Origin of the sequence: Pseudomonas sp. IT-196MI5, assembly GCF_949767415.1 — a bacterium.
Classification (GTDB): domain Bacteria; phylum Pseudomonadota; class Gammaproteobacteria; order Pseudomonadales; family Pseudomonadaceae; genus Aquipseudomonas.
This window is the reverse complement of record NZ_CATKPZ010000047.1, coordinates 1-1,268: the sequence shown is the minus strand read 5'-3', so window position 1 is coordinate 1,268 and position 1,268 is coordinate 1. Positions and strand designations below refer to the sequence as shown.

The following is a 1,268-nucleotide window of genomic DNA, read 5'->3' as shown; positions in this document are numbered from 1 at the left end:
GACCACACCGGCGATTTTGTCGGCCATGCCCGGCAGTTGCGCGCATCGCCTCGCCACCAGCCCACCCATGGAATGCGTCACCAGAATCACCTGCTGGCAATTGCGACCGTACTGGTGCATCAGCTCGTCGATGCGCTTGGCCAGCCTGGACGCAGCCTGTTCGTTGGAGTCCAGCCAGTTGTAACCGCAGGCATGCACCGGCATGCGGTAGCCGCCACGCGCCACCAGCTCGTCCGAAAGTATCGACGGCAACTGGCTGGCGAGGTTGGCGCCCAATCCCGGCATGGCGATGGGGATTTCAGGTTTTAACCGGGTGATGTGCGTAGGCCCAGGCTCGACGGCGACGGCGTGCAAATGCTCCGGCCGGATGTCGAATTGCGGCCACTGGTGGGGCAGGAACTCACTGTTGAGCGCCTCTTCCAACCAGAGCAGAAAAGCGTGATAACTGGTTTCGCTGACTTCGCCCCAGCCACGTTCTCGATAGCGTTTGGACAAGGCCAAGGCTGCCTTTTTCTTGTCTGGCTCTGGCTGGGTAATGACCGTACCTACGGCGCGTTTAGGCACTGCTCCTTCTCTATCAACTTCCGCACGAACCGGATGCAGAATTTTTTGACGTTCGCCTGGCGTTTTAAATATCCAGTTTTTCGCCAACCACATGTTCTTTCCCATGAACCCCGCATCCAACCGCCAGACGGGACCCGCCTTTTTCTTTTTCTTTTTCTTTCCTTTCTCCGGCTTACTCTTCAAATTCGACCCCATGATCCCCGGCACAAAGATCACCGGCAGTATCCCGTCCGGGGGCAGGATGCATAAAACCGGGTCGGTGATATGGCTGGGCGTGAGGGTCCAGGTGTGCACCGGGTTACCGCGCGCGTTGTAGGTCATGGGCGCAATACGAGGCGCTGTCGGGTTATCGGTCATGTGGGGTCTCCGTGTTCAAGCCATTCCAGTACAAGCCCTTCCGGCGTCATGCCCTGTGGCAGGGTGACGAAGCCTTCGCCATCGCTGCGCCCGTCGAACCGTGCGCCGTCTTTACGGACCAAGGCGTAGTGGCGGGTGGGTTGGCGATGAATGCGGCTACAAGAAGATCGGCAGGCGCTGATCATTGATCTTTATCCCCGGGTGACGGTTTGCGCTTTTCAAAGCTGACGATGAACTCATCGAGGATGCGTTTGTTTTCGGCCGCTTCCTCGGCTGTTGGGCCACGCTCGTTCGCCCAAGGGTCCGGCTTGGGCGCGACTGAGTTGGGGCGCATGCGCACGGACTTG

1 protein-coding gene is annotated in these 1,268 nt (G+C 59.2%); it reads right to left on the bottom strand.

Annotated elements, in window-relative coordinates; all coding sequences use genetic code 11:
* A partial coding sequence (locus ACM6IK_RS22675) for an esterase/lipase family protein (RefSeq protein ID WP_414876087.1) occupies positions 1-921 on the bottom strand: 921 nt, incomplete at its 3' end.
* Between the last annotated feature and the right edge of the window lie 347 nt (positions 922-1,268).